This window comes from Catenovulum sp. SX2 (assembly GCF_052056295.1).
Lineage (GTDB): Bacteria > Pseudomonadota > Gammaproteobacteria > Enterobacterales > Alteromonadaceae > Catenovulum.
The window spans coordinates 356,278-381,021 of sequence record NZ_CP182494.1; the positions used below are offsets into that span (position 1 = coordinate 356,278).

20 protein-coding genes are annotated in these 24,744 nt (G+C 39.1%); 16 read left to right on the forward strand and 4 right to left on the reverse strand.

Going from position 1 to position 24,744, the window contains the following annotated elements; all coding sequences use genetic code 11:
- Positions 1-159: 159 nt before the first annotated feature.
- The 6 genes from mfd to ACMZOO_RS18885 all read left to right on the forward strand — a co-directional run bounded on the left by mfd (position 160) and on the right by ACMZOO_RS18885 (position 8,562).
- On the forward strand, positions 160-3,633 hold the full coding sequence (gene mfd / locus ACMZOO_RS18860) for a transcription-repair coupling factor (protein ID WP_440906433.1): 3,474 nt from the start codon (positions 160-162) through the stop codon (positions 3,631-3,633).
- A 26-nt stretch (positions 3,634-3,659) separates the two neighbouring features.
- A complete protein-coding gene (locus ACMZOO_RS18865; protein WP_440906434.1) occupies positions 3,660-5,117 on the forward strand; it encodes a CsiV family protein in 1,458 nt (485 codons plus the stop codon).
- A 297-nt stretch (positions 5,118-5,414) separates the two neighbouring features.
- Positions 5,415-6,470 carry an AI-2E family transporter gene (locus ACMZOO_RS18870; RefSeq protein ID WP_440906435.1) on the forward strand — a complete coding sequence of 352 codons (1,056 nt, stop codon included), beginning with the start codon at positions 5,415-5,417 and terminating at the stop codon, positions 6,468-6,470.
- The gene (locus tag ACMZOO_RS18875; RefSeq protein ID WP_440906436.1) at positions 6,470-7,477 is read left to right on the forward strand and encodes an amidoligase family protein; all 1,008 of its coding nucleotides are present in this window, start codon (positions 6,470-6,472) and stop codon (positions 7,475-7,477) included. Before ACMZOO_RS18870 ends, ACMZOO_RS18875 begins: the two co-directional genes overlap by 1 nt.
- On the forward strand, positions 7,429-8,115 hold the full coding sequence (locus ACMZOO_RS18880) for a gamma-glutamyl-gamma-aminobutyrate hydrolase family protein (protein ID WP_440906437.1): 687 nt from the start codon (positions 7,429-7,431) through the stop codon (positions 8,113-8,115). Before ACMZOO_RS18875 ends, ACMZOO_RS18880 begins: the two co-directional genes overlap by 49 nt.
- Before the next feature lie 9 nt (positions 8,116-8,124).
- Entirely contained in the window at positions 8,125-8,562 is a 438-nt protein-coding gene (locus ACMZOO_RS18885; RefSeq protein WP_440906438.1) for a YqaA family protein, read from the forward strand.
- Between the two features lie 168 nt (positions 8,563-8,730).
- Here ACMZOO_RS18885 and ACMZOO_RS18890 read toward each other — a convergent pair whose 3' ends face one another.
- Positions 8,731-10,692: a monovalent cation:proton antiporter-2 (CPA2) family protein gene (locus ACMZOO_RS18890; protein WP_440906439.1), complete on the reverse strand. Its 1,962-nt coding sequence runs from the start codon at positions 10,690-10,692 to the stop codon at positions 8,731-8,733.
- 266 nt (positions 10,693-10,958) lie between these two features.
- On the opposite strand from ACMZOO_RS18890, the gene ACMZOO_RS18895 reads away from it, so the two are divergent.
- Together ACMZOO_RS18895 and ACMZOO_RS18900 are read left to right on the forward strand one after the other, a co-directional pair.
- The gene (locus ACMZOO_RS18895) at positions 10,959-11,858 is read left to right on the forward strand and encodes a GGDEF domain-containing protein (protein ID WP_440906440.1); all 900 of its coding nucleotides are present in this window, start codon (positions 10,959-10,961) and stop codon (positions 11,856-11,858) included.
- Between the two features lie 59 nt (positions 11,859-11,917).
- The gene (locus ACMZOO_RS18900; RefSeq protein ID WP_440906441.1) at positions 11,918-12,250 is read left to right on the forward strand and encodes a hypothetical protein; all 333 of its coding nucleotides are present in this window, start codon (positions 11,918-11,920) and stop codon (positions 12,248-12,250) included.
- On the opposite strand, the gene syd is transcribed toward ACMZOO_RS18900, so the two are convergent.
- On the reverse strand, positions 12,221-12,742 hold the full coding sequence (gene syd, locus ACMZOO_RS18905) for a SecY-interacting protein (protein ID WP_440906442.1): 522 nt from the start codon (positions 12,740-12,742) through the stop codon (positions 12,221-12,223). The genes ACMZOO_RS18900 and syd overlap by 30 nt on opposite strands.
- A gap of 50 nt (positions 12,743-12,792) precedes the next feature.
- On the opposite strand from syd, the gene queF reads away from it, so the two are divergent.
- From queF to ACMZOO_RS18945, 8 genes are all read left to right on the forward strand, one after another.
- The gene (gene queF, locus ACMZOO_RS18910; RefSeq protein WP_440906443.1) at positions 12,793-13,641 is read left to right on the forward strand and encodes an NADPH-dependent 7-cyano-7-deazaguanine reductase QueF; all 849 of its coding nucleotides are present in this window, start codon (positions 12,793-12,795) and stop codon (positions 13,639-13,641) included.
- Between the two features lie 218 nt (positions 13,642-13,859).
- Complete coding sequence (locus tag ACMZOO_RS18915) at positions 13,860-15,413, forward strand: GGDEF domain-containing protein (protein WP_440906444.1); 1,554 nt, start codon at positions 13,860-13,862, stop codon at positions 15,411-15,413.
- A gap of 163 nt (positions 15,414-15,576) precedes the next feature.
- A complete protein-coding gene (gene ppnN / locus ACMZOO_RS18920; protein WP_440906445.1) occupies positions 15,577-16,935 on the forward strand; it encodes a nucleotide 5'-monophosphate nucleosidase PpnN in 1,359 nt (452 codons plus the stop codon).
- Between the two features lie 19 nt (positions 16,936-16,954).
- Entirely contained in the window at positions 16,955-17,653 is a 699-nt protein-coding gene (locus tag ACMZOO_RS18925) for an SDR family oxidoreductase (RefSeq protein ID WP_440906446.1), read from the forward strand.
- Positions 17,647-19,368 (forward strand): hypothetical protein, encoded by a 1,722-nt coding sequence (locus ACMZOO_RS18930; protein WP_440906447.1) that lies wholly within the window; start codon positions 17,647-17,649, stop codon positions 19,366-19,368. The genes ACMZOO_RS18925 and ACMZOO_RS18930 overlap by 7 nt, the downstream gene beginning before the upstream one ends.
- Positions 19,369-19,441: 73 nt before the next feature.
- Positions 19,442-20,449 carry an isocitrate dehydrogenase gene (locus tag ACMZOO_RS18935; RefSeq protein ID WP_440906448.1) on the forward strand — a complete coding sequence of 336 codons (1,008 nt, stop codon included), beginning with the start codon at positions 19,442-19,444 and terminating at the stop codon, positions 20,447-20,449.
- Positions 20,450-20,714: 265 nt separating this feature from the next.
- Positions 20,715-21,251, forward strand: a complete 537-nt coding sequence (locus ACMZOO_RS18940) for a DUF924 family protein (protein WP_440906449.1) — start codon at positions 20,715-20,717, stop codon at positions 21,249-21,251.
- Positions 21,252-21,774: 523 nt separating this feature from the next.
- Positions 21,775-22,359, forward strand: coding sequence for a hypothetical protein (locus ACMZOO_RS18945; protein ID WP_440906450.1), 585 nt, complete (start codon positions 21,775-21,777; stop codon positions 22,357-22,359).
- 3 nt (positions 22,360-22,362) lie between these two features.
- On the opposite strand, the gene ACMZOO_RS18950 is transcribed toward ACMZOO_RS18945, so the two are convergent.
- Both ACMZOO_RS18950 and ACMZOO_RS18955 read right to left on the reverse strand, forming a co-directional pair.
- A complete protein-coding gene (locus ACMZOO_RS18950; RefSeq protein ID WP_440906451.1) occupies positions 22,363-23,256 on the reverse strand; it encodes a DNA replication terminus site-binding protein in 894 nt (297 codons plus the stop codon).
- 9 nt (positions 23,257-23,265) lie between these two features.
- Entirely contained in the window at positions 23,266-24,633 is a 1,368-nt protein-coding gene (locus tag ACMZOO_RS18955) for a replication initiation protein (RefSeq protein WP_440906452.1), read from the reverse strand.
- Positions 24,634-24,744 lie beyond the last annotated feature (111 nt).

A 24,744-nucleotide genomic window follows, 5' to 3' on the forward strand; every position in this document is an offset into this window, starting at 1 on the left:
TAGTTAATTACATTGGCCTTGTTACACTCGTTAATGGCTCGGATTAGGGGGCTACCAATACAGGCAACAAACTTTCCTCCAGCAAATCACCTTTGCCCCTTCACCTCTCCCTGATATTTGATTAAACTTGCCGCAACATAAAACGATTAGTTCAAGTGAATGAATTTCTGCCAAATTACCAAACCTGCATTACCGAAAAATAGTTCAGACCATATTCAATGGGGCAATTTAAAAGGCAGCAGTGCTGCGTTTGCTATTAGCCAATTGAGCCAACAACAAAAGTCGCCTGTGTTGGTGGTTACGCCTGACACTGCGTCTGCGTTAAAAATGCATGCAGAAATTGATTCGCTATTAAAAGAACACAAACAAAACGCGCATTTTTTCCCTGATTGGGAAACTTTAGCCTACGACACCTTTTCACCACACCAAGATATTATTTCGCAGCGTTTGCACACTTTGCATAATTTGCAGCAGCGCAGCGGTGTTTATATTGTGTCTATTAATACGCTGATGATGCGTATGGCGCCAGTTGATTTTATTGGTCAATACAGCCTTATATTAAACCAAGGAGATAAGTTAGATATCGACTCTATGCGTGGTCGACTAGTCCAATCAGGTTATCGTTTGGTTGACCAAGTAATGGAACATGGCGAATTTAGTATTCGGGGTTCATTGCTCGACCTTTACCCTATGGGGAGCAATCAACCCTATCGTATCGACTTTTTTGATGATGAAGTCGACTCAATTCGAGTATTCGATCCAGAAACTCAGCGCAGTGGTGATACCATTAAAACGGTTGATTTATTACCCGCACACGAATTTCCAACTGATGATGCAGGCATAGAAAAGTTCCGCCAAAACTGGCGCGCACAATTTGAACCAAGCACAGATAAAGAATCGATTTATTATCAAGTCAGTAAAAAAATCATGCCGGCCGGCATAGAGTATTATTTACCACTGTTTTTTGAACAAACCAGTAGCTTGTTTGAGCATTTACCAGAGCAAACTACAATTTTGTTTACCGACAAAATACAGGGTGCCGCTACGCATTTTATCGACGAAGTTAATAAAAGATATGAAAATCGCCGCTACGATAAATCGCGTCCGTTATTAGAGCCGAAACAACTATTTTTATCGGTTGACCAATTATTTTCTGGCCTCAAACAATTCGCTCGAATTGAATTCACCAGCCAAAATTTAGATGAAAAATCGGGTCGTTTTAACTTTTTAATTGAAGCAATTGACGATATTGCAGTAGATGCAAAATTGGCAAAACCGTACGACAAGCTCAACCGCTACTTAGCACAAAATGCAGCACGCACTTTATATGTGGTGGAGTCACAAGGTCGTCGCGAAACTTTGTTAGAACTACTCAAACAAAATAAAATAAAACCAACTACCTATCAGTCGGTCAGTAACTTCTTAAAAAATACTGCAGAATCTGGCATTGTTGTTGCCGATTTAGAACACAGCTTTTTAGCCGAAATCGACGGCAAAAAAATTGCTTTTGTTACCGAAACTGAATTACTTGGTAATGTCGTTAGCCAAAGACGTCGCCGCTCAAGTGTACGTGGGCAAACAGGCAGTACAGACTCTGTTGTAAAAAACCTTGCAGAGTTATCCGTCGGCCAGCCAGTTGTGCATTTAGATCATGGTGTTGGTCGCTATTTAGGGTTACAAACAATTGATGCTGCGGGTGTACCAACTGAGTTTGTTACCATTGAATATGCAGATTCAAAACTATATGTACCAGTTTCGTCATTACATCTAATCGCCCGTTATACAGGTGGTGATGTTAACAACGCGCCGCTGAATAAACTCAGCAGTGACGCATGGGAAAAAGCCAAACGCAAAGCGTTAGAAAAAGTCCGCGACGTTGCCGCAGAGCTTTTAGATATCTATGCGCGCCGCAATGCTAAACCTGGTTATCCGTTTAAAATAGATGCAGACCAATACCGTCAATTCTCCGCAGGTTTTCCGTTTGAAGAAACTCAAGATCAATTAGATGCCATTCAAAATGTACTAGCTGACATGCAGCAACCTATAGCTATGGATAGACTAGTCTGTGGTGACGTTGGTTTTGGTAAAACTGAAGTGGCAATGCGTGCGGCTTTTGTTTCGGTAAACGAAGGCAAACAAGTTGCTGTATTAGTACCAACTACCCTACTTGCGCAGCAACATTATGAAAACTTTAAAGACAGATTTGCCGACTGGCCTGTACAGGTAGAAGTATTATCACGCTTTAAAAGTACTAAACAACAAAATGAAGCTTTGGCCAAATTAAAAGACGGTAAAGTCGACATTATTATTGGTACACACAAGTTACTTTCAAAAGACGTACAGTTTGCTGATTTAGGTTTATTAATTGTTGATGAAGAACATAGGTTTGGTGTTAAACAAAAAGAATTGATTAAATCGCGCCGCGCCGATGTGGATATTCTAACCCTTACCGCCACGCCAATTCCGCGAACGCTTAATATGGCCATGAGTGGCATGCGTGATTTATCTATTATCGCCACACCACCGAAAAAACGTTTATCAGTTAAAACCTTTGTGCGCCAGTCAGATGACAGCTTAATAAAAGAAGCGATTTCACGTGAAATTATGCGTGGTGGTCAGGTGTACTTTTTACACAACTCAGTAGAGACGATAGAAAAAACAGCACAAAGTGTACGTGAGCTGATTCCCGAAGCAAATGTAGTTGTGGCACATGGGCAAATGCGTGAACGTGAGCTTGAGCACGTAATGTCTGATTTTTATCACCAAAGATACAATGTGCTTGTCTGTACCACTATTATTGAAACAGGTATCGACATTCCAAGCGCCAATACCATAATTATTGACCGCGCCGACAACTTTGGTTTGGCTCAATTGCATCAATTACGTGGCCGTGTTGGCCGTTCGCACCATCAAGCTTATGCCTATTTAATGACACCACATGTTAAACGCATGACCAAAGATGCACTTAAGCGTTTAGAGGCAATTGAACAATTAGAAGATTTAGGTGCAGGTTTTGCCCTTGCAACACACGATTTAGAAATTCGTGGTGCCGGTGAATTGTTGGGCGAAGACCAAAGTGGTCAAATTACCTCTATTGGTTTCTCATTGTATATGGAAATGTTAGAGCAAGCGGTTAATGCATTAAAAGAAGGCAAAGAGCCATCGCTTGATTCAGTATTACAAAACCAAACTGAAATCGAGCTGCGTATTCCTGCGCTGTTGCCAGATGACTATATTACTGACGTCAATATGCGATTGTCCTTGTATAAACGTCTAGCAAGTTGCCAAAACAATGAAGAGTTAGACGACTTCCAAATTGAGTTAATCGACCGTTTTGGTTTATTGCCAGATGCGGCGAAAAACCTAATAAAAGTGAACCAATTAAAACTACTAGCAGCCAAAGCTGGTATCAAGAAAATTGATGTGGGGCCAAAAGGTGGTTTATTAGAATTTAGCCAGAATACCAAAGTAAGCCCAGCCTTTATTATTGGTTTAATTCAAGCGCAACCTAGGATTTACTCAATGTCAGGTGCAGACAAATTAAGATTCAATATTGAAACTGAAGATACCCGTGACCGCATCAAGCTGGTAGAATCTATGTTAAACGAATTTGCGCAACAATCTAAAGGCTAACAATAAAGATGGACAGGCTGTCTAAATTGAATTCACTCAAATTGAGCTTATTAATTGCAGGCCTTGGATTATTCTGCGGCAATTCGGCAGCCATAGCCGCCGATAATGAACGTTGGTTCGAAATAGAATTATTAATATTCGCCCACAACCCGTCGGACGAAAATATTAATGAAGAATATCAACCGCAGATAAAACCTATATTGGTGAATAAAGCGCGCGATTTAATTAGTCCTGTATTTCAGCCAGATCCACAGCAACTACGCAAATTCTTACCAGAATGTGCGGATGCTCTACCTTATTTATCCCCTTTGCAGTTGCCTGCAACAGCTGATTATCAAGGCCCGGCTGAGTCGTTCGCATCTAGCGAAAATGCTAGTTATTACGCGGGCATTTCGCAAAATGGCGCTAGTTTTTCTGACGACACAGCATTTACGCCGTCGCAAAACCAAACGGAAGAAAGCACAACTGGCAGCGTTAGTAGTGACTTAACAGACACAGCGGAAGGAGAATTAGCAATAGAGCAGCAGCCTAGCGTGCCTACTTTTGCTTTAACAATTGAGCGCCCTGTTGATATTCAGCAACTGACATTTCCTGTTGATGCACCAAGCTGGTTGTATCCGATACATTGTTATCAGCCAACAGCCAGTGTGTTAAACCCTGACAGAGAAATATTAGACGAAGCGGATAACAGTGTGTATTGGTCACAAATGCCAACACGCATTACTCAGCATGTAGACGAATATTCAACCGAGCCTTACTTGTTAAACTCTGAACATTTGGCCTTTACCGAGCTAGCGACTAAGTTTAGATGGCGTAAAGACATTCGCACACTCATGCATATGGCTTGGCGTCAGCCAGTTAAAGCAGAAAACCAAGAAATACCTTGGCGCATATACGCTGGCAACAATTATTCAAAAGAATACAGCTATTATGGCGAACCCATTATTGCTGAGAAGTTTGAAAGCGAACAACAAGTAACTGGCATCCAGCCGATTGAAGTGAATGAAAACGACCCGGTATTAAACTTGTCGTCTGAGCAGTCCCTTAAACACCAAAGCATTTTAAATAATATTCAACAGGTTTTAGATAAAGTCGACTCTAATACTTGGTCAATTGAAAATGCACTCAAAGACAAACAAGCATTGGAATGGCAACAACAGCAACAAATAGCTGGTACGCCCAAACAAACTTGGCAGTTAGATGGTTTATTTAAAATATACCTGCGCCACTATTTGTTTATTGAAACCGAGTTTAACATTAGAAAAGTTGGCCCTCATCCAGAAAAAGTATTGGCGGATGACACAATAAAAGCGACAGATAACCCAGCAGGGTTAGATTTAGCCGACACTTTTTTATACCCGTATTATTTTAAACAGAATAAACGTATTCGCTCGACTGAAATTCATTATTTTGATCACCCACATATGGGTATAGTTTTACAAGTAAGGCGCTATAGCCCACCAAACCAACCACAGGCAGATTAGCTTTTATTGGGGTTGATCCTAATCAAATCATCCCCAGTATTAATAACCTGAACTCGAGATAACAACTTGCTTTCTAGGGGCTATTTATCCTTATAACTGCGTTGAATTTGCTCGTAATAGCCAGCTATTACACACGCAAATTCGCCTTGCTCTAAGCATAAATTTCTCCCTAGAATACCGATAGAGAATATTTGTAAATAGGTACAAAGCTTTAGCTAACTTGTTATCCCGAGTTCAGGTTAATATAAACCAGAAAGGAAGGAGAAAGTTATTTGCCAACGGAATTCACCAACTGATTTGGGTTATGCCCAATATATACAATACCTAGTCCCCTGCCTGATAGTTTTTACGCTTGTCAGCAGCCTAGCGCTTGCTCGTGATTTATTTTTGCCACTGGTGTTGGCTAGTTTGCTGGCGCTATTGTTATCGCCATCCGTCAAATTCTTGCACAATATCGGTTTGCCGAAATTTTTAAGCAGTTTGATCATGACTCTTTTTTCAGCACTTGCGATGTTTTCAAGTGTTTGGGTGGCCGTACCGGCAATGGCTAAATGGATGCAAACCGCCCCTGAAAAAATAAAAGCAGCGATAGAAGCAGACAAACAAATTCAGTCAACTATAGATAAACTGCAAGAAACCTCTGAAAAAGTAGACGAAATGGTGGCTGATTTAGTCGAAAACTCAGCCGAAACCAGCATAGTGATAGATAATCAAGCTGGCTGGGTAGACCAAATATTTACTGGGTTACAAACAAGTTTTGGTGTACTCATTATTGTGTTAACACTCACCTTATTTATGCTCAATAACGGTGGTGAATTACTGCACAACTTAACCAAACTGTCGAACAACCGGCAAACTCGCCGCCGTGCAATCAAATTATTTAGAAGGTTACGCACAGAAGTTGGCCGCTATCTCGCTACGGTTTTAATAATCAATTTAATCTGTGGTTTGTTAACTAGTTTAATTGTGTGGTATTTCGATTTACCCATGCCTTGGGTTTGGCTAGTACTGGTTACTTTATTGCGTTTTATTCCCTACATAGGTGTCGCTGTAATTTGTGCGCTTATGTTTGCAATTAGTGTCAGCCAAATGCAGGCCGTGTTGCCTGCGCTCATGCCGGTTGGGGCATTTTTGTTATTAACCAATATTACTGGCATGTTAATCGACCCATATGTTCATGGTATTCGCTTGCGTATAAACCCAATTATTGTATTTGCAGCAGTTTTGTTTTGGGCTTGGTTATGGGGCATTGCTGGCGCGATTGTGGCAGTACCCATGTTAACCATATTGTCGGTAACCGCGAGAACACTTGAATGGCAATCAGTTAATCAAATTATGGAGGGACGTAAATAATGAATAACTCATATATTCAACCAGACAGATTAACCACGGAGCAACACGAGCGCCGAGTTGGTTTTGAACTTGAGTTTGCCAGTGTCACTATAGCTGAAGTCGCCAGTGCTATTGCCAATGTATTTCACAGCAAAACAGAATATGTAACGGATACTGATTACAAAATTAATGTTGAACAGCTTGGTAAATTCACCGTTGAACTCGACTGGCAATATGCACAAATTAAGGCGCAACAACGCGCATCTAACACCAATCACAACAAATCTGAATTAGATGTGGCGGGCGAAAAAATTCAACAATGGATCACAGAATTATCGACCAGTGTTGTTCCAACAGAAGTTGTTTGCCCACCTATACAGATTAGCCAATTACATCAGTTAAACAAAATGGTCAATGTACTACGCAAACTAGGCGCAAGTGGTACCAATGAATCGGCCATTTATGCGTTTGGCGTACATATCAACCCTGAGCTGCCAGACCTTTCAGCAAAAACAATTATTGCTTATCTGCAAGCTTTTTGTATTGCGCAAGATTGGTTAATTAAACAACATCAGGTGGACTTAAGCCGCAGGGTCATGCCGTATATTGAAAAATACAGCAAAAGTTATATCGACACAGTATTGCGATACAGCAGCGAAACGCCGTATCAAACACTTGTAGAGGATTATTTAACCTTTAATCCTAGCCGCAATAGAGCACTCGACTTACTGCCGCTATTTAAGCACATTGATGCGCAGCCTATTGATGCGAAATTACCACACGAAAAAATTAATACGCGGCCAACCTTTCATTATCGTTTGCCGAATTGCCAAATAAATGAAACTGATTGGCAACTATCTCGTTGCTGGAATATTTGGTGTGTTGTCGAGAAAATTGCTTCCACACCCGAGCTGTTACAGAGTTTAATCAACGAATATCAACAACAATCTGTCATTGATAAAGCAATAGGAAATAATCCATGTTTTGCACAGCTAAATCAAATTTATCAAGACCTGTTATCGGCGTAACAGGCAATGCCAAGCGTATTTCGCCATCGTGGCAGTGTATTCGCTTGTCGATATTTTTGGCTGGCGGCCGCGCGAAACGTATCAGCATTAAAACACCGCAAAAGCAGCGCAATTTTGCCGCTTTGGTGATCAGTGGCGGGGATGATATTCACCCCTCTTTATACGGCGGCGAAGTGATGGAAAAAGCCAGCTATGATCGCAAACGCGATGCGCTCGAAATGCATTACATTGAGTATGCTTTAAAAAACAATAAGCCTCTACTGGGTATTTGCCGCGGGTATCAACTTATAAATGTTGTTTGTGGTGGCAGCTTATATCCTGATATTAGGCCTATGCGTAGAAAAACGTCCAATAAAAGTATGTTATTAGCACGCAAACCGGTCAGACTTAAAGCGGATTCTAAACTGGCAAAAATTGTTGGTAAAACCCATCTAAAAGTAAATAGTTTGCATCATCAAGCAATTAATAACCTAGGTAACAATTTGGTCGCAACTGCTTTTGATGCGGATAACTTTATTCAAGCAATTGAAGCAGCCAACAATCAAGCTATATTGGGTGTACAATGGCATCCTGAATATTTGCTCTACAAAAAAAGCCAGCGCAGACTATTTCGTTGGTTGGTTAACACATCCAAATAAACTTAATTTATGCTTAGTTACCTCACTCTATTTTTTAGCTCATTTTTAGCCGCCACTATTTTGCCTTTCTATTCGGAAGTGTTTTTGTTTGCCATGGTGCAACAGGGGCTGCCAGGTTGGAGTTTAGTTGCCACTGCGTCTATAGGAAATACCTTAGGCTCAGTCGTTAACTGGTATTTAGGCCGCTATCTACTTAAATATCAGCATAAAAAGTGGTTTTATTTTAAGCAGTCTCAAATAGAAAAATCACAAAAGTGGTTTGAGCGTTATGGAAAATGGAGCTTATTATTCGCTTGGCTACCAGTCGGTGGAGACGTGTTAACTTTAATTGCCGGTATGCTTAGAATTCGCTTAAGCACTTTTATTATATTGGTTGGAATTGGCAAAACTTTGCGTTACATCAGCGTGCTGTATTTTGCGCAACTAGCACAATACATATTGAATTAACTTTCCCTAATTAAAAAAATGAAATCCCTTTCCAAATACATACAAACGAACTTAAACAAACAATAGATAATTTAGCTTGGTAGGCTTAAGTTATCTAAAGTTACCTGTCACAAGGCAGAAACAATATAACAACATTTAAATAGTAATACAATACCACTTTAGTGTTTTTTAAGCGCCTTCTAACAAAAACCTTTCTGCCCGTTCAACTCTGCGTGGTACACCCAATACAATCAACACATCTTGTGGTATTAATTCCATATCTGGCTCTGGGTTGTAATACTCTTTACCGTCGCGTCTAAGCGCTGTAACTTCAACACCTCTGAGTGGTAAATCCAATTCATTTAAATGTAAACCAACGGCAAAAGCATTATCAGTTAAGGTTACCGCATGTAAGTACTCAACTTCTCTTTCGTCCTGCTTGTACGAATCACCGCGGTAGAAACCATGTAAACCATTGTAGTGATTTTTGCGCTCGCGTCTTACCCGGCCAAATATGCGTTTAACAGGTACACCCGAATGAAGCATGACATGCGAAACTAGCATGAGGCTTCCTTCTAAAGTTTCGGGAATAACTTCGTCGGCTCCCGCTTCGATTAATGCTTCCAAATTATCGTCGTTACCGGTCCGAACCAGTATTTTTGCGTTCTCCGCGTATTTTTTGATTAAATCAATAACAGCTAAAGATTTATGTAAATCATCAAATGCAATGATGACTAATTTAGCTTTGTTGATACCGACTGCTTTGAGTACTTCGGTTTTACGCGCATCGCCAAAATGTACTGGCTCATAGGCGGCTTTAGCTTCATGCACACGTGTTGGATCTACATCTAACGCGACATATGGGATAGATTCTAACTTTAGAAAGCGGCTAACAATTTGCCCTACTCGACCAAAACCACAAATGATCACATGGTCATTTAGCTCTTCTTGTTGTGATTCAGTTGCGTCTTGTTCTTCCTCTTGGGTCTGTTTTGCTAAAAATTGCGCAAAACGAGACGAGTGATTTATTAAATAAGGGGTTATTCCCATGCTGATAACACCAACACCCACCAACATAGATGCAAGATGTTTACTTATTAAACCTTGATCAAGCGCAAGTGCGGCAATAACAAAACCAAACTCGCCCATCTGGCATAACATAATGCCACTTGCCCAAGCATCGGCTTTAGTCTGTTTAAACAAACGCGCTATCACTTGAATAATTAAAACTTTAATTGCCAAAACAATTGCGACAAACAGCAATAACCAATGGAGCGATTCAGCCAGAATAAATATGTCGAGCTGCATGCCAACACTGATAAAAAACAAACCCATTAATATATCGCGAAAGGGCCGTATATCTGCTTCTAATTGATGTTTATATTGGCTTTCACCTAACATCATGCCAGCTAAAAATGCGCCCAATGCCATGGATAAACCAAATAAATGCGTGATAGCGCCCGTAAGCAAAGCGACCAAAATGGTGGTCAAAACAAATAATTCGTCCGAACGTGCTTGGGCGATTTCATTAAATAAACGCGGTAACAACCATTTACCAACCGATATCAACAATACAAACACCAGCGCGCCGTTTAGTAACGCCATTAGCAGGCTTGAAGCCAAATCGGCCTGACTCGCCCCTGCAATTATTGGAATAACAATTAACATCGGCACTACAGCAAGGTCTTGAAATAACAAAATAGATACGGCTAATTGCCCACGTTTATTTTGTAACTTGCCGTTTTCAGTCAACTGTTTAATCACGATTGCGGTTGAAGATAAAGCCAAAGCACATGCGACTACTAAAGCAGACTGCCAGTTATAACCACTGACTAAACAAACAATTAAAATGATCAGCAGGGTCGCGACAACTTGGACTAAACCAACGCCAAATACCAACTGGCGCATGGCAATCAGTCGAGGGAAAGAAAATTCTAAGCCCAACGAGAACAGTAAAAAGACAATTCCAAGTTCACCAACAAAGGCAATTTCTTTGGTTTCGGATAAAAAATTGAATAATGAGGGGCCAACTAAGATGCCTGCGACCAGATATGCCAGTATTGGCGCTAGCTTTAGCCGACGAAAAATCGCCACCAAGCTCACGGAAATGGCTAGTAATAATAAAATTTCTGAAAAAAGCGTCAATTCCATCGTATGGTTATAATTCTATTAAGGAAAACTAAGACTATGTATTAATAATAGGTGAACATTTTAGCTCTGCCGAAAATTTATAAAAAAATAACCAACTGCAAAGGAATTAAGACGTGGTCAATTTATTGACCTCTAAGTTTATCTCTTGTTAAGAAACGTCAAAAAAGCAAACCAATACCATTAACCTTATGACTTTATTAGTTATTTTAAAGTTGGCATTAAATTGGCTTTAACTCATCTATCAATAGCCAAAACAGAGGTGTAAGGTGGATATATTACAAAGTTACCTGTCATCTGACCAAAACACATTAAATCCCTTGCCAAGCCAGTTCTTAGCGCAAGACCAGCAATCCGACTTTTCATCGTTTGCTAGTTTGACTGAGCGCTTGCACTCTTCGCTAGATTTACAACGAATTGTGCAAATTTTTGCCGATGAAGTGGCAAAATACGTGCAAATTAGCGGCATTAGAATTCAAACCGAAGCGACAAGTGTGCAAACTGAACGATTTGTTGAAGGGATTTACGAACATATTACGGAACTACATATAAATCAAAAGTCAGTGGCTATTTTGACTTATGCTTCATATCGTGAATTTGAAAACCAAGATCTAAGGTTGTTACAAAGTCTGCAAAACAAATTAACTATGCCGGTTTACAACGGTCTGCAGTATTTTTTGTTGCAACAACAAACGGTTAAAGATCACCTAACTCAGTTGGGTAATAGAGCCGGTTTTGATGAACAGTTTGAAATGGCGATTGCGCGCACACAAAGAGATGAACAACCTTTAACTTTATTGGTTATTGACTTAGACAACTTTAAGCGTGCAAACGACACTTATGGCCATGAAATGGGTGATGAAGTATTAAAAACCTTTGCAAAAATATTACGCCGCTGTATTCGTCGCAGTGATTTAGCCTTTCGGTTTGGCGGAGACGAGTTTGCGATATTGCTCAATAATGCTGAAGAAGACATCGCAATGCGTGTTGCTTCGCGAATTCAATCTTTGGTTACACAGTCAGCAATTATGCATCAGTGCCAAGTTTCTAGCTCGATTGGCTGCGCGGCTTGGGAATATAGCGAAACGAGCAAACAATTGTTTAGACGTGCTGACAGCGCACTTTATCACGCAAAAGACTGTGGCAAAAATCAGTTAAAATGTGCTTAATAAAGTGAAAGTAACTTGCTAGAATCCGAGCTTTGTTAAGCTCGGTTAACCTACTAAAGATGTCTAAAATTGAACAGGCTATTCAAGCCGCTCTCGAAATAATCTGCCAACTTCACAATGAAGAAAAAACAGTCAGCGTTGCTGCTGTACGTAATCGCGCTTTGTTACCTCTTCCATTACCTGCTATTACTAAAGCTGTTTCAGCTTTTAAAGAAAACCCAGAAACTTATTTAAAAGCTTGGCAACAGAACAACTCTCAAGCAATTGCAGTGGAAGAGCCTGAAGCAGAACAAACAAGCGAACTTACCATGGAGCAAAGAGTTGTCCAACTAGAGCGACAAGTCGAACAACTCCAGCAAGCATTAGACAAGCTGGTTAATAAAGTCGGTTAAGTTATCTGCGAGTTGGCGTTTAGGCTCCTTGCCAACCATTTCTAACATAACTGCCCCACTCGCATTATCTAATGAAATAATATATTGGTCATCATCGGTTGCAGCGATAAAAACGGTTGGCGCTTGTTTTAGCTTTTTTTTCATCAAGAGGTGGCCAATGATATTCTCTTGCAAAATGGTGAAATCTTCATCGTTCCACGCTTGAATTAAACTCAAGTTATTACCATCAAACTCAGCTTCCAAGGTGGGTGCATAAAAACTACAATAAAACGCTATGATATCAGGATGTAATTCAAGCTCTAACGCATTATTGATATTTGATAAATCGGACGAGCCGTCACGTTGTACTGCATGCCAACTACAATTTTGTTGTTTGTCGTCAACTTCATCGATACACGGGCTTAACCAATTGTCATAATATTCTATCCAAGTTTGCGCTTGTTGCTTTTTATAAAAAAAATTAGTGAGTGCGTCGTGAATCAAGGTCGACATAAGGTACAATAAAGCCTATTAAAGTTAAGTTAAGACAGTTATTAGGCCTTATGTCACAACAGAACACAAGTATTTTACCCGAGCTCAAACTTGGCAAATCGACAGAGTACGTAGACCAGTACGACGCTAAACAATTACAAGCTGTACCACGCAAACTAATGCGGGACTCTTTGCCAAATAAAAACCAAGCGTTTTTGGGGGTGGATATTTGGACAGGGTACGAAATTTCTTGGTTGTTACCGTCTGGCAAGCCGGTTGTGTATATAGGAGAGTTTGTATTTAGTGCTAACTCAACAAACTTGGTTGAATCTAAGTCGTTTAAACTTTATTTAAATAGCTTTAACCAAAGTAAATTTGATTCGGTCGAGCAAGTAACAGCTTTGATGCAACAAGATTTATCTGCATGCAGCGGTGCAGCAGTTGAAGTCACACTTTATCCATTAGGCCAGTTTGCCAAACGCCGTGTTACCTATTTATCTGGTAATTGTATCGACGAGATTGACCTAGAGGTTAATTGTTATAATTACAATCCAGATGTATTAAAGTTGGATAGTAATAACAATGAATTGGTAGAAGAAACTTTGGTTTCACATCTGCTTAAATCTAACTGTTTAGTTACCGGCCAACCCGATTGGGCAAGTATAGAAATTTGTTACCAAGGCCAAGCTTTTGACAAAGCTTCTGTGTTGCAATATTTAATTGGTTTTAGAAATCACAACGAATTTCACGAACATTGTGTCGAAAGAATTTTTCGTGACTTAGAAAGCAAACTCAAACCGCAAAAACTCAGTGTTTATGCAAGGTATACTCGCAGAGGTGGCTTAGATATCAATCCATTACGTGTTTCACATATGAGTTTGTTGAAAGATAAAACTGCGCATAGATTGGTTCGTCAATAAAAAATGTTTCATTTTTGCCAACAAATTCCTGTGATCGGACTAGGCGAATCCCTTGGTTTATGGTTAAATCACAAAGTTTTGTGCGCCCTGTCTAAAAATTTTAACCTTGATGTTCGAGATTTTCAGCTACAATCAGGTAACGGATGAAACACTGGTCTTAACCAGAAGTTATGAAGTTGGTGTTGTAGCGGCCAAATAATTGACCGGGATTTAATTGAGTGTCTGAAGAGCAATTAGAGTTACTGAAAAAGAAGCTAGTCGTTTCTGTACGTTCGCGGCAAAGCCTAGAGCGAACTTATGAACAACAATTTGCAACTTTAACCGGATTTATCAGCCGTCTAACAAACGTTTGTAAAGGAATAGACGTCGAGCTAGACAATCGCTTGGCTAAACTCCGTGCATATTTGGCTAAAAACCCAGATATGCAAAATTTATCGCCATTATTAAGTCATATCGAACAACTGCTTTCGCAGCACAGCACCCGATTAGCGTTAAATCTAAAACAAACCAGCAGTACGCTTAAAGCCGCCGGTAAACAACTCCAGCAAGTTAAAAACTTAGATCCAGAATTCCGCCGCGAATTGCGTAGCTATATGCAAGCGTTAGAAGAGCCTAAATCTTCCTTGTTGCATTATTTACCTTGCATTGAAAACCTCGCAAGCCTCTATCACAAGTGCCTTGCTATTCAATCTGGCAACAAAGGGCCAGAAATTGATGCGAAAGCGCTTAAAGGTTTACAAAGTGACATTAGCGCAGAGTTAGTTAATATTTTAAGCAATATTGCGTTTTCTGGTGAAAATGCTGAAAAAATTGATGCGCTGCGAGAAATTTTATCCGCAACTGTTACACCTGAAATATTGGTAAATAGCTGTGTTGAAATTATTCGTATCGTTATCAACAGTATTGCCGAAGAACGTCAATCTGCCCAAAGTTTCTTATTTAGTTTAAATGATGCGCTGAACTCAGTGCACACAGCCGTTGCAAGCTCTATCAATGGCAGCACAGAGATTAACCAATCTAAACAAGAACTAAACGATAAACTTAAAAAAGATTTAGCCGGTATGTCTGCCGAAATTGAAAAAGCTAAGTCGTTAGATGTTCTCAAAAAACAAATAAACGGCAGAATTGCCGACATAGTAGACGCTTTAACCAAAAAAGAAGAGTTAGAAGTTCAAGAACACGACTTATTAATAAACAGTTTAAGTCAAATGGAAGAACGTTTATTTGAGCTTGAAAAAGAAGCAGAAGAATATAAAAAGAAACTGTCTGAACAAAGGTTTAAATCATTGCAGGATGCTCTGACTAAATTACCGAACCGTGCTTCTATGGACGAGCGCATGGAATTAGAATATCGCCGTTGGATGCGCTACAACCACGACTTGTGCATCGCAGTTGCCGATATTGATCACTTCAAATCAATTAACGATACCTTTGGCCACTCAGTTGGTGACAGAGTATTGCAGATTGTTGCCGCATGTTTGCAAAAGGGTTTACGCGAAACCGACTTTATCGCCCGTTACGGTGGCGAAGAGTTTGTCATGTTATTCCCTGAGTCTAAACTTAAAGATATTGAAAAACGCCTAGAGCATATTCGAGCGGAAGTTAAAAAAATTCCATTTAAGTTTAAAAATGCAGATTTAGTTGTGACTATTTCTATGGGCTTAACCCAATTTAAAGCCATAGACCAACCCCAAAGTGCATTTGATAGAGCTGACCAAGCTTTATATGACGCCAAATCAGGTGGACGAGACAAGATAGTGCTTAAAAGATAAGCTATTATTTTTCTTCACTTTTTCAAAAAATGAGTAATACTTAAACTACACTGTTGTTTAAAGTGTTATAGCAGCAACGGCGCTGTTAATGTTTCTATCATCAACTGCATGATAACTAGAATATTAACGCGTTGGGCATGCGTTCATCATGAAGGAGTGAAGTATGATAGTAGAAATTAATCCACTTGGCAGCATGGATTTATTGTCACAACTGGAAGTCGACAAATTAAAACAATCTTCAACCAGCGAGTTATATCGCTTATACCGCAATTGTTCACTTGCTGTGCTTAATGTTGGCAGTCACACCGACAGCAGCGCTGAAATTTACGACCAGTTTCAAGATTTTGATATTGATGTTATTCGTCGTGAGCGTGGAGTCAAAATTAAATTAATTAATCCGCCCAGCCATGCTTTTGTTGACGGCGAATTAATTGTTGGCATTAAAGAGTTATTGTTTGCGGTATTGCGTGACATTTTGTACACAGGTGTGCGCCTGCGCGATTTAAGTAAAATTGATTTACACGATCCTAGCCATGTTACTCACTATGTTTTTGATATTTTGCGCAATGCTGGCGCAATAAAAACTCAAACTGATCCAAACATGGTGGTATGTTGGGGCGGTCACTCAATACGTGAACATGAATATCAATATACCAAAGATGTTGGTTATCAAATGGGTTTACGTGGGCTAAATATTTGTACTGGCTGTGGTCCAGGTGCAATGAAAGGCCCAATGAAAGGTGCAACCATTGGTCATTTGAAACAAAGGGTTAAAGGTGCTCGCTACTTAGGTTTAACTGAACCTTCTATTATTGCTGCTGAACCACCTAACCCTATTGTTAATGAATTAGTTATATTGCCAGACATAGAAAAACGCTTAGAAGCGTTTTTGCGTGCTGCACATGGCATAGTGATATTTCCAGGTGGTGCAGGTACAGCAGAAGAGTTGTTATATCTGCTAGGTATAATGTTACATCCAGCAAATAATAAACAGTGTTTGCCCATTGTGTTAACAGGCCCAAGGGAAAGCGCTAATTATTTTGAAGAATTAGACAAATTTGTCCGCGCAACTTTAGGTGACGAAGCGGCTAACTTGTATACGATAATTGTTGATGACCCAACAAAAGTTGCGCAGCATATTAAGAGTTACATGACTGAAGTTCGCAACAACCGAAAACACAGTGGCGATGCATATCATTTTAATTGGTCATTAAAAATTGATCCTGCGTTCCAGCAACCTTTTATTCCGAATCATAAAAATGTAGCTGAATTAGACTTACATTTTGATCAAGAAAAATCAGTACTCGCGGCTAATTTGCGTCGAACCTTTTCGGCTATCGTAGCTGGTAATGTGAAAGAAGAAGGCATTTTAGAAATTGCACGCAATGGTCCATTTCAAATCAATGGTGATAAAAAATTGATGTTGATGATAGATAAGCTGCTGAAAGCCTTTGTTGAACAAGGTAGAATGAAATTACCAGGCACTAAATACGAACCTTGTTACCAAATCGTTCAAACATAAAGAAAATACTTAAAATATTATGAAAACCGTCTTAATAACTGGGGCCAATCGTGGAATTGGCCTTGAATTCACCAAACAATACGCAGAAGCTGGTTACACAGTTTTTGCAACTACCCGAACACCATTGGAATCAGCTGAGTTAAATGCATTAGCTAAAAAACTTGGCAATATTAAAATTTTATCGCTCGATATAACCGATGAAAAACAAATCGCTGGCATTAAAAGCATGTTAAATGGTCAAGCAATTGATATTTTAATCGCTAACGCTGGTTATTATGGGCCGAAAGACGAACGTAGTCAGTTCGGTCAAATAGACCAAGTTGAATGGCTGAAAACGCTAGAAATTAATACCATAGCGCCGTTAAAATTTGCTGAAGCTATGATAGATAATGTCTTGCTTGGGCAAGAGCGAAAAATTGCATTTTTAAGCAGTAAAATGGGCAGCATGGCAGACAATGGCTCTGGTGGTAGTTATATTTACCGTAGTTCAAAAGCTGCACTAAATGCTGTTAGCAAAAGTTTAGCGGTAGATTTAGCTGAATACGACGTTAAAGTTGTTGCCCTACACCCAGGCTGGGTACAAACAGATATGGGTGGCCCTAACGCATTAATTAATACCACGGCATCAGTAACTGGTTTACGTAAAGTCGTTGATAAGTTAACTGCCAAAACAAGCGGCGGGTTTTACGCTTATGATGGCCAGTCTATCCCTTGGTAACAGAAATTAAACCTCGGCCGTTTGCCGGTTTAGTTGTTGTAAAAAGTTTATTTGCTATATGCAAACAACATCAACAACTTATGCAAATGGCCGCTGATGGGGCTAGTGATACCGAACAATTAAAAAGCTTAGCAAATAAGCTTGCGCAAACTTGGTTAGCACCGTCGATTTTAAACAGTTGTTTTACCACTGCTTTTATCAACTTACCGCTTGTTTTACCTAGAGCGCAAAAACGTTATTTATCCAGCTGTTTGTTGCTGATAGCTTTTGCTGATATTTATAAACTCCATCCCAAGTTACTGCACAAATTGCTCATTGCTGCGAGTTTACGCGACATTTCAATACTCAAGCTGTTACAGCAACCAAAGTTAGACAAAAAACACTTGTTGGCAAGTGCAATGCAGTCAGCGCAACAAGTGCAACAAAGGCAATTTGGCGCCTTGGCTCAGTTAATTGCTTGGCAGTATACAAACGCGGCAAATACTTTGTTTAGCCAGCAAGTTTTTAGTCTAGTATGTTTGATTGTTCATCAGCAAAGCTTAAATCCAACAGCGAATTGGCTGCAATTATTAAAAACATTGGTTTGCCAAGATGGCAGTAAAATCCAATTCTCACTACTAGAAAGTTTGTTCAAATACCTAACGGACTTACCTGCTGGTAGTTTGGTTGTTGAGCAAAAACAGCAACAAATGCATTATTTAATGCATTCATCAGAACATGAACAAGATGCAATATGTTTCTCTTTAACTGGTGTTTGGCATCATTTTAATAGAGATAATCTAGCGCTTGCAGCTACAACTAGCACGGCAGAACAGGTTAACAAACTCACTTTTAAACAAGTACTTGAATGGTGCCAACATAAAAGCTGTGAATTTATTAAACAAAATGAAAAACCAGCGAATGTATCGCAGCATTTATCATTAACTGCATTAAAAACTTTATTAGCGCATTTTCATCAAAGTGCGAATGATCCTGTAGATTTGTTAAATCAAGATATACAGGCCTTACCCTATTTACACAATGCATTGTGCACTTATGCCAGTGAGCTAGCTGAATCTAATAGTCAAATAAATAAAACGCGCCACGCAATTATGATGTTAGGCTTGAACCGAGTTTATTATTGGTTGATCCGCTACCAAATAGAGTCTTTTTACATTCAGTATCAATACGATCATCAAAACTTACATCAGTTGTACTTATTACAAGCTCAGTCAGTGGCGGAAAACCTCGCTAACGAGTTTAAAATAATTGATAAAGAACAAGCTAAACTCATGGTTAGCTTGGCTTTTATGCCTTACTTAAACGCACCGCAAATTCAAACCTATCAGCAAGCACCTGAGTTTTATTCTCACAGTCCAGAATTAATTTTTAAGCACAAAAAACTCTACCCTCAAGCTTTGTTGGAAACGTTGAAAAATGATCTTAGACTAGAAGGCTGGTGTTTAGACGCCTTGATTGCTTTACAAGCCCCTAGCAAACTGCATAACTTTAATCGTAAAACCCAGCAAACATTTGCACTGTTAGTTTGTGCCTGCACATCTGTTGGTTTAAGTTTTGTGGTGGATGATCGCGAAAAAACGCCAGAGGCATTGCCTCAGCCTTTGCAACAAGCGCTAACTTTGCTGAACCTTGATTTCACAAGTTTCCAACAAATTCAGCAAGAGAATAGTCAAGATAACAACTTATACAGCCCGCTGCCCCGCCTTATTCGCTAAAATGAAATTCGAGTTCACTAAACTAGTTTATTGAACTCCACACACAGGCGACTACTACAAGAGGTTAATACCTATGACAACTCAAAAAATTACAGTCATCCCAGGTGACGGCATTGGACCAAGTATTATTGAATCGGCAGTACAAATTTTACAAAAATTAGACTGTGGATTTGAATTTGATTACGCAGATGCAGGCTTAGTTGCGTATGAAAAAACTGGCGAATTATTACCACAAGCAACCTTGGATTTAATTGAAAAAAACAAGGTTACGCTAAAAGGCCCGCTTACAACCCCAGTGGGTGAAGGTTTTACTTCAATTAACGTAACTTTACGCAAGAAATTTGCTTTATACGCAAACTTACGCCCAGTTATTTCGTTTAAAGGCACACGTGCTCGTTACGAAAACATCGACATTATTACCATACGTGAAAACACTCAAGGTATGTATTCTGGTTTAGGTCAAACTTTATCGGATGACGGCGCAACCGCTGAAGCAAAAAGCCAAATTACTCGTGAAGGTGCAGAAGCTATCGTAACTTTTGCTTACGAACTTGCAAAAAAAGAGGGTCGTAAAAAAGTAACAGCTGTACACAAAGCGAATATTCTAAAATCAACTTCGGGTTTATTTTTAAAAGTTGCGCGCGAAGTAGGCGAACGTTATCCAGAAATTGAATCAACAGAAATGATAGTTGATAACACCTGTATGCAATTGGTGATGAACCCTGAACAATTTGATGTAATTGTTACAACTAACTTATTCGGTGACATTATCTCTGATTTATGTGCAGGTTTAGTTGGTGGTTTAGGTATGGCACCAGGCGCAAATATTGGTAAAGATTGTGCTATTTTTGAAGCTGTTCATGGTAGCGCGCCCGATATTGCTGGTAAAAACTTGGCAAATCCAACTTCTGTAATTTTAGCTTCGGTACAAATGCTTGAATATTTAGGTATGAAAGACAAAGCCGACAGATTACGTAATGCAGTTCGCGAAGTTATTGAAACTGGCGATCGTACAACGCGTGATTTAGGTGGTACAGCTGGTACAAGTGAATTTACCCAAGCTGTATTAGAGCGTTTATAAAATTCTACGGCTAAAAAATTGTGGCTAGCGCTTAATAGGCTGGCCATTTATCCTGTCTCTGTGTGGCAAAATTGCAGGCTCATATGTGTTTATTTGTCGCAAACTAATACGTTTTTTTCTCATAACTCCCGCGTTGGCTTTCTAGTGTACATTAATAAATAGTCAGCTGAACGTTGAGCCAGACGCTTTTTAAAATTCGATAGATTTATGCTTAATCTATTACTATGGTAAGGTTTTAGTGTTTATTGATCCCAAGGAATAAACAATGCACCAGCAAGTTTTAGACTTTTGGTTTAGCGAATTAGAGCCAAGCCAGTGGTGGGTGAAAGATCTTAAGTTAGACGCGTTGATCGAGAGCCGCTTTGGCGATTTACACCAACAAGCTGCGGCCGGAAAATTAGTAGACTGGCGTGACAACCCTAAAGCCAGCTTGGCGGAAATTATTGTCCTCGACCAATTTTCACGTAATATTTATCGTGATAAAGCGGATTCATTCGCCCACGATGCACTCGCTTTGGCACTTGCACAACTAGCGATTGCTAAAGGTTTTGATCGTAAACTCAATGATACCGAATGCAGTTTTTTATATTTGCCTTATATGCACAGTGAGTCGGCCGCTGTTCATATTACAGCTGTAGAACTCTACCAAGCACTGGGTTTAGCAAATAACCTAGATTTTGAACTTAAACACAAAGCTATTATCGATAAGTTTGGCCGCTATCCGCACAGGAATACTATTCTTGGCCGAGTTTCCACTGACGAAGAAATTGAATTTTTGAAGCAGCTAAATTCAGGATTTTAGGCTGATGCGAGTCATTGTTTAAACTCTAAGAGTTACTTAGTCGTAAACTCGGCCACTTTATCAGCAGCCGAGTTATAACTTTAGTCGATTTGGAATTCTTGTACTTCTTCTGGCCCAGGATATTTAAAACGTTTGTCTTTAACGTTGATTTGCGTCTTTATATATGTCTACAGGCGCTAATATAGCGCCTGTTGGTGTCATGGTATAGGCATCATCATGCTGATTTTGTTGCATTAGCTTATCGTAGGGGGAGTGTGTAATAAGCACTCCCTAATGATTAACAACCTCGGAGTTCGTTCCCAACATGCAATATACTATAAAACAAAACTGCAACACTCAATTTCTGAGTAAAAAGATTAAACAGAATAATACGCCAACAACACCTATAATAAATGAAGTTATTGCATGTTGGGAATTATAGTGTTGGAACTCGGTATTGAGTTTTTTATTGATTGTCGGGTTGTTGCATGCCATTTCACCTTAAATTATAATGTTACAGGTAACAAATTTAAGGAAGTGTAACTTGGCAAAAACAATAAATGAAAAAGACCAACACTGGTTATCTTTTATTCGAAAAGACAGAATATTTTCTGATACCACAGCAGAAACACAAAATCAGCTAACGCAACTTCCATACTTAGATGCTCAAAGTTATTTAAAAACTCAAATTGACGCAGCTTCCTTTAAAAAACTAAATGGCCGCTTTCGTGCTTATCTGCATAGACTAAAGTCAGGTAAATCTACATTAACTGTCGATTCATATATTTTGCATAAATTAGATGCTATGAAAAATGCGGTCAGTGCGGATGACTATTCAGATTTGTTAGAATATCTATTAAAACCAGATGGAGCTTACACTAAAGAACTAGGTCAATTTCACGCTAATTACACAAAAACCCAGCCTAAAATAAATTCAACACAAGACGAGTTTTCTCAGCTGTTCAAAGCTTTATATCCGCATCACCAAACTTTAATTAAAGCAGTGCTTGAAGCTACTTTTTTACAAGGTGTTTCTGTATCACGCTCTACCCGCTCTATGGATAAAATTGAGCAAGTATGCAGTGAACACATAGAGTCGCTGATTTTTAATTTAGAAAAAGATAGCTAAGGCTTAAAAACAAGCATAAATGTAAAAGTGTTTTGACAACCTTTTATATTCGTTACCCCTGCCCTTTTTAATTTCTAATGGATGTATAGGCGGAGGCGTTAAAGTTTTTTTACAAGAAAAATTTCCAGCCGCTCGCACTAGCATTGGCAACTTAGCTTTGACCCGCTTTTTCGAACCCGCAAAAAACACCATGGGTTCAACAGGTTTAGGATCAATAATTTTTAACGTTATGCCTTGTTGTACATGCTGTTCAATTTTATCAATCAAATTTTCAATTTCACTTTGCCAAAAATTTTGTGATAGCCCATGCTCTGGTTGGCCAATTCGATTAATTAAACTATTTATCAAACTTGTGTGCTCTGCAATTTTTCGATGAATAAAATCAATGTTCCAACTGAAACTGACGGATGATTGTTTTTCATCTTCGATCTCTATGTGGCGAGTTAACATCAAATGGTTTTTCATCGGTAATGAAGAAAACAGCAGATCGTTTTTTACGTAAGTAGATTTTTTGTTTTCATCTACTATATATGTCGGTTTGCCATGTTGAGTAATATAGTCGTGCAGAGATTTTTTAATGTTATTAATCGAAATGATATGCGAAGTTAAACTTTCAAAAATACTGTCGTTGCGCACAGCAACGACACCTGGATAACGGTGAACAAATTTTCCATTCTCACCGGCTTCAATATCAAAGTGACTATAGGCACGAAAAACCTCTGATAAATTTTCTAGTTCAGTAAAAGAACTAGGCGACTTGTTTAGTAGAGATAATGGACCAAGCTGATAAGCAAAAGTCGTAATAGATTGCTGATGTTTAGTTAATTCAGATTGAAAAGAAGTAATTTCAGCTGTCAGTTCATTAAACATTGCGCGGACAAAATTAACGTGTTCCACTTAACAAACCTAATGATTAACCGTCAGTCTTTGTTGGTTCACTTTAAAATCTTGTTCAACTGCAGCGTCTGCATTTTTCAGCAAACGTTTCAATCTGGCTTGGTCTATCATGTCATCCACTAAACCGCTATTTAAAACGTACTGTCTAACAATGGCATTTTTTGCTGCTTGTGGAAGTCTATCGTAAAGTCTTGATGGGTTACTTTTGTTTTGTGCTTTGGCCGCTCGTTCAATTAAACTTTGTCGCGCTGATTCAGATAACTCATCCATATATTCAGCAACAACACTCGCATTATATGCACCTTTAACTTCAGCTCTTTTGGCTTTTTTCGCTTCGTTCAATTGCTGTTCGTATACTATTTTTTCTTGTTTTTGTTTTTTCAGCTCTTGTTCTAATGAATCTTGAATTTTCGCCCAAACAGGTTCAAAGCCTTCTTCATTTCTTTCAAGACAAGTTGTTAAATAACGGGATTCATTTCCAGGTCGAATAGTACCGATTTTTTCTATATATTTTTCTAAGCAATATTGAACGTAATGATATTCTTTCGACGACAGTTTATGTAACGAATTGCTATGGCCATATTTTTTATCAAAGAAGTTTTCTGCCGCTTGTTTTAATCCAAGTTCGAGTAACTGATTAAGTACTTGTTTGGCCACTCTTTCATTCAGCGTATTGTCTAACGAATCTTTTAAACTTAAACCAACAAAAATTGTGTGGACCGGTTTGCCTATGGTTTTTACTTGAACATCAAAATCGATAAAGTTTGATTCGTTAATGTTTTTAACTGCTTTGGCTAATACACGTTTGTTGAAATCTCTAAACTCAGCATTTGCCCAAACCTTTTCTCCGTTGACAATTTCGTATGGGCAATCAACAGCTTCGCGAATGCCATCAACTGAATAACGTGTTGAATTTTTACCATCGCGCCAATTACGTAAGCAGAGTTCATAAAACCTTGGGGTATATTTATCGCTCCAAGCTGAATTGATCAAGCTCACATCATAAGCAATACTGGCTAGTCCACGTAGGTTTAACAGTTCACGACGAACTAAGGGATCAATACGTACCGACAAAACGCCATTGTCAATTTTTGCTCCACTAATGATATGCAAATAACCGGCACTACCTGTATCGTATTCGCCAAGTCCCCATTCAACTTGAACTTGCCTAAGTGTTTTTACTGTTTTTTTCGCACTATCTCTATTAGTAGATTTCCACCCCATAGTCTGACAAAACTCAACCCATGGAACTTCAAATTCTAAAACGCTTTCACCTAAAACATCTTCAGCTGTGTCTACACATGTGTAGTGTTCAACAACAAAATTTTGTAAGCTAACTTGTATTGCGTTGAAACATTTAAGCATGGTAGCCGTCATAATTCCGCCTTCCGACGTCATTAGCGATACACGGTCACTTTTATATATCTCGTTTTTTTCTTTTAATGTGAGCTGCTTTTTGTTCATCTAGGCTAGCGTTTTGCAAATGCT

Coding starts and splice junctions, on each gene's coding strand:
- ACMZOO_RS18925 (WP_440906446.1), top strand. CDS start 16,955: ATGAAAACCGTCTTAATAACTGGGGCCAATCGTGGAATTGGCCTTGAA.
- ACMZOO_RS18890 (WP_440906439.1), bottom strand. CDS start 10,692: ATGGAATTGACGCTTTTTTCAGAAATTTTATTATTACTAGCCATTTCC.
- ACMZOO_RS18885 (WP_440906438.1), top strand. CDS start 8,125: ATGCTTAGTTACCTCACTCTATTTTTTAGCTCATTTTTAGCCGCCACT.
- queF (WP_440906443.1), top strand. CDS start 12,793: ATGTCACAACAGAACACAAGTATTTTACCCGAGCTCAAACTTGGCAAA.
- syd (WP_440906442.1), bottom strand. CDS start 12,742: ATGTCGACCTTGATTCACGACGCACTCACTAATTTTTTTTATAAAAAG.
- ACMZOO_RS18900 (WP_440906441.1), top strand. CDS start 11,918: ATGTCTAAAATTGAACAGGCTATTCAAGCCGCTCTCGAAATAATCTGC.
- mfd (WP_440906433.1), top strand. CDS start 160: ATGAATTTCTGCCAAATTACCAAACCTGCATTACCGAAAAATAGTTCA.
- ppnN (WP_440906445.1), top strand. CDS start 15,577: ATGATAGTAGAAATTAATCCACTTGGCAGCATGGATTTATTGTCACAA.
- ACMZOO_RS18880 (WP_440906437.1), top strand. CDS start 7,429: ATGTTTTGCACAGCTAAATCAAATTTATCAAGACCTGTTATCGGCGTA.
- ACMZOO_RS18955 (WP_440906452.1), bottom strand. CDS start 24,633: ATGACGGCTACCATGCTTAAATGTTTCAACGCAATACAAGTTAGCTTA.
- ACMZOO_RS18875 (WP_440906436.1), top strand. CDS start 6,470: ATGAATAACTCATATATTCAACCAGACAGATTAACCACGGAGCAACAC.
- ACMZOO_RS18935 (WP_440906448.1), top strand. CDS start 19,442: ATGACAACTCAAAAAATTACAGTCATCCCAGGTGACGGCATTGGACCA.
- ACMZOO_RS18940 (WP_440906449.1), top strand. CDS start 20,715: ATGCACCAGCAAGTTTTAGACTTTTGGTTTAGCGAATTAGAGCCAAGC.